Origin of the sequence: Variovorax sp. Root411 (assembly GCF_001425205.1) — a bacterium.
Lineage (GTDB): Bacteria > Pseudomonadota > Gammaproteobacteria > Burkholderiales > Burkholderiaceae_C > Variovorax.
The window spans coordinates 246161-247810 of the sequence record NZ_LMDW01000020.1; the positions used below are offsets into that span (position 1 = coordinate 246161).

Here is a 1650-nt window from a genome sequence, read left to right on the forward strand (position 1 = left end):
TTGGACTTATGCGACCGATAACAGCCAGGCGGCGATCCAGCAGCTGGGTGCAGGGGAGTCGATCAGCGACAGCTTTACTGCAGTCTCGTCCGACGGGACAGCCAGCCAGGTGGTGACCGTGACCATCACCGGGACCAATGACGTGCCGGTGATCGGTGGTGTGGCCAGCGGCGCGGTGAACGAGGACGCCTCGATGCCGAACCTGAGCACCGGCGGTGCGCTGACGATTGCCGATGTCGATGCGGGCCAGTCCAACTTCGCGCCACAGGCGAGCATCGNACGAGGACGCCTCGATGCCGAACCTGAGCACCGGCGGTGCGCTGACGATTGCCGATGTCGATGCGGGCCAGTCCAACTTCGCGCCACAGGCGAGCATCGGCGGCAGCAATGGCTACGGCAGCTTCACACTCGCGGCCGACGGCAGCTGGACCTACACAGCTGACAACAGCCAAAGCGCGATCCAGCAGCTTGCTGCGGGCCAATCGATCATCGACAGCTTCACCGCCATGTCCTCCGATGGAACGGCCAGCCAAGTGGTGACGGTGACTATCACCGGGACCAATGACGTGCCGGTGATCGGCGGCGTCGCCAGCGGCGTGGTGCAAGAAGATGTTGCGGTGTCCGGTGGCAGCCTCGCGGCCAGCGGCACGTTGACGATCGCCGATGTGGATGCGGGACGGCTATGGCAGCTTCACGCTCGCGGCCAATGGCAGTTGGACCTTCACGGCCAACAACGGCCAGGCGGCAATCCAGCAGCTTGGCGCCGGTCAATCGATCAGCGACAGCTTCACCGCCGTGTCGTCCGACGGCACTGCCAGCCAGGTGGTGACGGTGACCATCACCGGCACCAATGACGTGCCAGTGATCGGTGGCGTCGCCACCGGCGCGACGATCGAGGACGCCTCGATGCCGAACCTGAGCACCAGCGGCGCGCTGACGATTGCCGATGTCGATGCGGGCCAGTCCAGCTTCACGTCCCAGGCCAGCACCGCGGGCAGCAACGGCTACGGCAGCTTCACACTCGCGGCCAACGGCAGCTGGACCTACACGGCCGACAACAGCCAGGTGGCAATCCAACAACTGGCCGCAGGTCAAACGGTCAGCGACAGCTTCACCGCCGTGTCCTCCGATGGAACGGCCAGCCAGGTGGTGACAGTGACGATCACTGGCACCAACGACGTGCCGGTGATTGGAGGCGTCGCCAGCGGCGCGGTGCAAGAAGATCTTGCGGTGGCTGCTGGCAACCTCGCGACCGGTGGTGCGCTGACGATTGCCGATGTCGACCAAGGCCAGTCGAACTTCGGGCCCCAAGCGAGTACCGCTGGCAGCAGCGGCTACGGCAGTTTCACGCTGGCAACAGATGGCAGCTGGACCTACACGGCTGACAACAGCCAGGCGGCGATCCAGCAACTGGGCGCAGGTCAATCGATCAGCGACAGTTTCACTGCAGTCTCGTCCGACGGCACGGCGAGCCAACTCGTGACGGTGACGATTACTGGCACCAATGACGTGCCGGTGATCGGTGGCGTCGCCACCGGCGCGACGATCGAGGACGCCTCGATGCCGAACCTGAGCACCGGCGGTGCGCTGACGATTGCCGATGTCGATGCGGGCCAGTCCAACTTCGCGCCACAGGCGAGCATCGGCGGT

The 1650-nt window shown here is 65.2% G+C and carries 2 protein-coding genes and 1 pseudogene; all 3 read left to right on the forward strand.

From position 1 onward, the window contains the following. Positions 1-278 (forward strand): VCBS domain-containing protein (locus tag ASC92_RS29690; protein WP_414820427.1); only part of this gene is annotated, 278 nt, incomplete at both ends. Positions 279-293: 15 nt separating this feature from the next. Beyond that, positions 294-614: pseudogene (locus ASC92_RS29695) on the forward strand (VCBS domain-containing protein); the annotation flags it as partial. 55 nt (positions 615-669) lie between these two features. Beyond that, on the forward strand, positions 670-1650 hold a 981-nt coding region (locus ASC92_RS28970; protein ID WP_200936040.1), incomplete at its 3' end, for a VCBS domain-containing protein.